This window comes from Actinacidiphila sp. bgisy167 (assembly GCF_965342175.1).
GTDB lineage: Bacteria > Actinomycetota > Actinomycetes > Streptomycetales > Streptomycetaceae > Actinacidiphila.
Genome location: NZ_CBDRBL010000154.1, coordinates 1 through 5861, shown reverse-complemented (window position 1 = coordinate 5861; position 5861 = coordinate 1). Strand labels below are relative to the sequence as shown.

3 protein-coding genes are annotated in these 5861 nt (G+C 72.7%); 1 reads left to right on the top strand and 2 read right to left on the bottom strand.

Annotated elements, in window-relative coordinates; all coding sequences use genetic code 11:
• Positions 1-76: 76 nt before the first annotated feature.
• Positions 77-553 (bottom strand): cupin domain-containing protein, encoded by a 477-nt coding sequence (locus ACRWND_RS30115; RefSeq protein ID WP_431955034.1) that lies wholly within the window; start codon positions 551-553, stop codon positions 77-79.
• Positions 554-1084: 531 nt separating this feature from the next.
• Between ACRWND_RS30115 and ACRWND_RS30110 the strand changes: the two genes are divergently transcribed.
• Entirely contained in the window at positions 1085-1321 is a 237-nt protein-coding gene (locus ACRWND_RS30110; protein WP_431955032.1) for a hypothetical protein, read from the top strand.
• Positions 1322-1583: 262 nt separating this feature from the next.
• Here ACRWND_RS30110 and ACRWND_RS30105 read toward each other — a convergent pair whose 3' ends face one another.
• Positions 1584-5414, bottom strand: coding sequence for a S8 family serine peptidase (locus ACRWND_RS30105; protein WP_431955030.1), 3831 nt, complete (start codon positions 5412-5414; stop codon positions 1584-1586).
• Positions 5415-5861 lie beyond the last annotated feature (447 nt).

Genomic DNA, 5861 nt, shown 5'->3' with positions numbered 1-5861 from the left:
TGCGTCTCCCTTCTCCGCCTTGCCAAACTCGGCCCTCGACCCGCTCCTTTCTCCACCCCGCCTATCCGCGCGACCTCTAACTCGACGGATCGTCGACCTTGATCGGTTCGCCCGTGTCGCCGACGAAGACGACCAGCAGCTGCGCCGGCTCCGTACGGCTGGCGTTCTCCGAGAGCACATGGTGGGCGCCCGGCGGCTCGATCCAGTACTGGCCCTGGCGGTAGGTGTGCACCGGCTCGCCGGCGAGCTGGCTGCGCACGGCGCCCTTGAGCACGTAGGCGTAGACGAAGGCCTGCCCGTGGCGATGCGGGGGCGAGCTCCCGTCCGGCGGATAGTCGACGATCGCCGAGGTGAACGTCTTGCCCTTGACGTTCGGAAGGGCCTGCTCGAACTGGACGGACAGCTTGTCGACCGGCCGCATGGACGCCTGCGTCGACACCGCGGCGGCCGGGGCCCCGCCGCTGACGTCCTGAGCCGCGGGACCGCACGCGGCGAGCGCCGCCATGGTGAGCCCGAGGGCGGGAACGCCTCGCCGGAACGCCGTTCGAGTCATGACGGTGCTCTCCTGTCCTGTTCGCATGCTCCGGTGTGCGGCGCGCGGCGCCGCCGGGAACTCGTGGACGGTGGCCGGTCGCGAACGGACGGCGCGGCCGGGCCCATCGAGGATCCTAAATCGGAACTTGTCATTCCGCCTGTGCTGGCGGGTGCCGCGGACGCCGTCCCGTGCCCGCCGCGCCGGCCGGAAATGCGGGTGCCGTGCGTCCGGCCGCGGTCCTCTCGTACCGTTCCGGTCATGCGCGTCGTCTTCACCAAGGGCCCGGTACGAGCTACGGCATAGCCGTCCACCGTGAGAAAGGGGCCGCGCTCGCCCCGCGCAACGGCCCGGGCGGCCATCCGTACCTGCCGCACGACCTGGTGCACTTCCTGGTCGAGGCGGAGGCGGGCATCGCACTCGGCGTCTACGGGCGGCTGGCCGCCGGGGACAACGGCATGTTCTTGCCCGCCGATCCGGCGGAGCGCGTCAAGGCCGCCCCGGCGCCGCAAGTCCAAGCCGGCGAAGTCGTCGCCGCGGGCCCGGCAGGACATGGCCCGGTCGGAGCACCTGGCCGACGTCGCCCTGCGGGTGTGGGAGGTCAGGCGCGGCCACGCACCCGAGCTGCCGCGCTATGTGACGGCGGATGAGATCCCGGCGGTGGTCGACCGGATCACGGACGTGTTCGACGCATACGCCGACCGCTGGCACGCCCTGCCGGTCGGGGGTTCGCTGACGGTGACATCGCCGGGCGCCCCGGAGCCCCCGGGACGGCGCCCGAGGGCTTGACGCGGCGGTCGGCAACCTCCGGGCGTCAACCTCCGTGCGTCAACGGGACCGATCCGCCTGCCCTGCCCCGTACCGCCGGCTGACCGTTCTCGTGGGCCTCGCTGAGCGTGCGCGGCCTCCCGCAGCCGGGCGGCGTCCCCGCTCGGGGGAGCGCCGAACTGGCGGCCGTACCCGCGGCTGAGCGGGGGCGGCGGGTGGAGACGAGCGGGTGCCGGGGCCATGCCCCCGCACCCGCTCGCGCCTTCCGGATGCGCCTGCGTGCCTACGCGCCGAGCCGGTAGGCCCGTTCCACCGTCTGACGGACCGCGTTGCCCGCCTTGTCAGTGGCGGTCACGCGCAGGGTCACGTACCCGCCGTCCCGCCGGTCGCCGGGACGCTCGACCGTGGCGGTGAACCGGTTGTGGCCGCGGTCCTTGACGCGGACCTGGCCCTTCCAGCTCTTGCCGTCGTCGAAGGAGGCCTCGACCGTCAGGCGTACCCCGGTCGGTGCGGCGAGCCCGTCCTGGTTCCTGACGGTCAGGTCGAGGTCGTGCTTCTTGCCGCCGCCGACGAAGTTCCCCAGGTCGGCGGAGACGCCGTAGTCGACCTGGAGGAGAGGCAGCAGCGTCTCCTCCGCCGCCGTACCGGAGCGGAAGGTCCAGGACGTGGAGGTCCGCGTGCCGGTCTGCCAGTGCTCGGTGTCGCGCACGGTCGTCAGGTCCAGGCGGTAGTCGGCCGCTCCGGCGGGGACGGAGAAGTCCCGCCAGGCGTCATCGGCCTCGGCCACCTTCTTCCCGTCGCGGTAGAGCACCGCCGCGACGCTGTCGCCCTGAGGGTAGGAGGGATCGTCCTCCGTCCCGGTCACCGACAGGCCGCCGATGCCACCTCCGGTGGAGGGTTCCTGCCTCCGGCCCCAGTGGCCCGTCGCCGCGTCCGTGAACTCCGGGATCGCGAGGCTCAGGACGTCGCCGTTCCGGACGGCAGGACGGTTCCAGCCGCGGGGGATGGACGGCCGCACCACGGCCCGGTACCACTCCTCCGAGGCCTTCTCGCCCCCCGCGAAGGTGCGCGGGGCGTCACGCAGCCCCGACCGCAGCGCACCGCCGTAGAACAGGTCGGGTCCGGCGACGAAGTCGACGTCGTGCATCCACCGGGTGTCCCCGGAGGTCACGTACTCGGTACGGGTCGTGCCCGTCGGCACCCAGCGCGAGGTCTCCCAGGCGACGCCGGTGTAGGGCCGCCAACTGAAGCGCTGCTCGCTGGTCCAGTGCAGCGGCCCGTTGTCCGCGTAGGAGACCTTCACCTGCGCGGTGTTGCGGTCCGAGACGGTGTACGTGGCGTCCTGCGGGATCTGCCGCCACTGCGTCACGACGTCGTACAGGTACGGGCTCGTGACCGTCCCGGAGATGTCCACGACGGCCTTGCGACCGGCCATGTACCTCAGCAGCGCGGCGCCTTCGGCAGCGGTCATCCGCACCACCGGGACGGCGGAGCGAGCGCCCGTCGGCTTCCACCGGGTGTAGGCGATGAGCCCCTCGGGCAGGACGACCGCAACGCCCTTGGCACCCGCCTTCGCGGCCGCCTCCGCCAGGTCGTACCCGTCCATCGCGTACTCGTCGCGGATCACGGCGAGCTTGCCCCGCACATGCGCGGGCCGCAGGTCCGGCTTGTCCCGCGTCCCCGCGTCCACGGCGACCAGCCGCTCGCCCCGGGGGTCGAAGGGCGCGGACAGCTTGGCGTAGAACGGGTTCAGCTCGAACCCGGCACCGCGCACCTCGGTCCTCAGCTCGGGCGCAGTCATCTCGAAGCGCACGTTGAACTCGAAGGCGCCCTCGGTGACCTTGGACGTGGGGTTCACATAGAGGGGCACATGCCCCCCGCCGTCCTCGTAGAAGACGCCCGAGGTCCGCTCCACCCCGTCGATCTTCCGGTACATCTGGTACGTCAAGTTGTTGCGCCGCTGCGCCGGCAAGGGCGTGCGCACACGCACCAGTTTGGCCTTGCGGGCGTCCAGGGTCACGGTGGTGTCCTTGGTGACCTTCACCTCGGGATCGACGACCTGGATCACCCGGACCCCGTCGCCCCCGTCCTCCGCCAGGGTGCCGCCGACCAGGTAAGTGCCCTCCTCGACCTCGGCGACCAGGGGGTCGAAGCCGACGAACCGGACCTCGGTGTCCCCGCCGAACAGGTCGACGAGCGCCCATCCCGTGGGGTTCCCGTCCGGACCGCGCGAGTCGATGGTGACCTTGTGCATGGGCGCGCGCACCCACAGGCTGACGGTGGTGTGGACCGACACACCGCCGGCCGACGTGGCGGTGACGTAGCCGTAGAAGGAGCCGCGACCCGCCTGCACCGGGTCGATCGCGACCGGCACCTCGGCGGTCGCCCCGGGGGCGACCCGGACCGTGTCCGTGCCCAGCGTCAGCGCCTGCGCGGGCAGTTGCCTGCCGCCCTTCGCCGTGAGCGCGGCACGCAGGCTCAGCGACACCTCGGCGTCGCCGTGGTTGGTGTAACGGACCACGCCGGCCCGCTCCACCGGGGCCCCGTCCCGGTCGAACGGACCCATGACGATCGTGCCCGTGGCGGTCACCGGAGAGGTGAACGCGGCCTTCACGTCGACACGGCCACCGCCCTGCTCGGTCGGCACCTGCCCGGAGACCGTGTGGGACGTGCTGATCAGCGCGTCCTTGAGCTGCTCGCCGCTCCAGTCGGGGTGCTGCCCGGCCAGCAGCGCCGCCGCACCGGCCACATGGGGCGTGGCCATGGACGTGCCGTCGGCGGCGACGTAGTAGTCGTCGAGCGGAGTGCCCATGGTCGTCCCCGCGGCACGCGCGGCGACGATCCCGACGCCCGGCGCCGTGACGTCCGGCTTGGCCGCCTTGTCGCCGAAACGCGGGCCGCGGCTGGAGAAGGACGCCAGCGTGTCGTCGCGGTCGACGGCGCCGACGGTCAGGGCGGCGTCGGCCGCGCCGGGCGACCCCACCGTCATCTCCCCCCGCTCGCCGGAGTTGCCCGCGGCCACGACGAACAGCGCGCCGCTGCTGCGGGATATCTCGTCGACGGCCAGACTCATCGGGTCGGTGCCGTCGGTCTCCATGTCCGCGCCCAGGCTCATGTTGACGACCCTGGCCCCCTGCGCCGCGGCCCATTCCATGCCCGCGATGACCTGGGACTCACTGCCGGAACCGTCGTCGCCGAGGACCTTGCCGATCAGCAGGTCGGCGCCCGGCGCGATGCCCTTGCGCAGACCCCCCGAGGCGGCGCCGCTGCCCGCGGCGGTGGCGGCGACATGGGTGCCGTGGCCGAAGTGGTCCAGCGTGGAACCGCTGCCGCTGAAGTCCTCGGCCAGGCTCACCCGGCCCGCCAGGTCGGGATGCGTCTGGTCCGCTCCGGTGTCCAGCACCGCGATTTTGACGCCCTCGCCGTGGTAGCCGGCCGCCCATGCGGTGGGCGCGTTGATCTGCGCGGCGCTGCGGTCCAGCGTGGGACGCACCTTGTGGTCCAGCCAGATCTTCGGAGTGGCCGCCGCCGCGCTCGCCGTCCGCACACCGGCCGCGGGCACGAGCTGCTTCCAGAACGCGGCCAGATCCTCCCTGTCCACGCGCAGCGCCTGGGCGTCGATGCTCGTCAGCTGCCGCGGCTCGGCGGAGCCCTCGTGGAACTCGGCGAGCGCTTCCGTCGTGCGGGCCGCCTCACGCGCGGAACCCGCCGGGGCGGACACGATCAGGGGCAGGGCGTCGGTGTGCGCCTCGTCGTATCCCTGTGCGATCAGGGCCGTCACATCGAAGAGGCTCGCGTCCAGCCGCTCCGTGCGGACCAGCATCGCCGCGTCCGAGGGAAGCACCGTCAGGGCGCCGCCGCTCTCGGAGATCTGGAAGAAGACGTTCTCGCGGCCCGGCGCACGCTGCACCGAGGCCGTCTTCCTGCCGTTCGGCGCGTCGCTGACGGTGACGAGGTCGCCGGTGATCAGCCGTACGGCGGCCGTACGGTCCTGCGGTGCCGGCGTCCTCGCGGTGGACCCCGGCGACGGGGCCTGGGCCGACGCGGGCGCCACAGCACCCGCCGCGACCACAGCCGACATGGAGAGCGCCGCCCAGAGGCGGATCCGTCTCATAGGTGTCTGCACCTTTCCTTCTCCCGGCGCCCGGGTGCGGTGTTCGTGAGCGGACGTGATGGCGTGCCGTCGCGGCGCCACCGTCGTGGTGGGCGGTGCCGGGACGCCAGGCCGGGAGCCGGTGGGGCACCGCGCGTACGCGCGCCGCCAAACTCCCGTTCGACTGCGGTTCACAATCCGTTCGCATCATGTGGGGCGGTGACCGGACCGTGCCAGCGATCCGACATGGCACATCTGTGCCATGTCACAACGGCGCCACGACGCGCCCGTACGGTCGGCAGGGCAGGCAGGGCCCGCTGCCTCGGGGTCTGCCAGGTGAGCGAGCCGGCACCCCGCAGTCACGCAGATGAGGGGGTCGCGCTCCGATTCTGGAGCGCGGCCCCCTCCTGCGATCGGCACGCGGCACGCCGGATGTGCGCGGAACTGTCCGGCGTGCCGCGCGGTCCG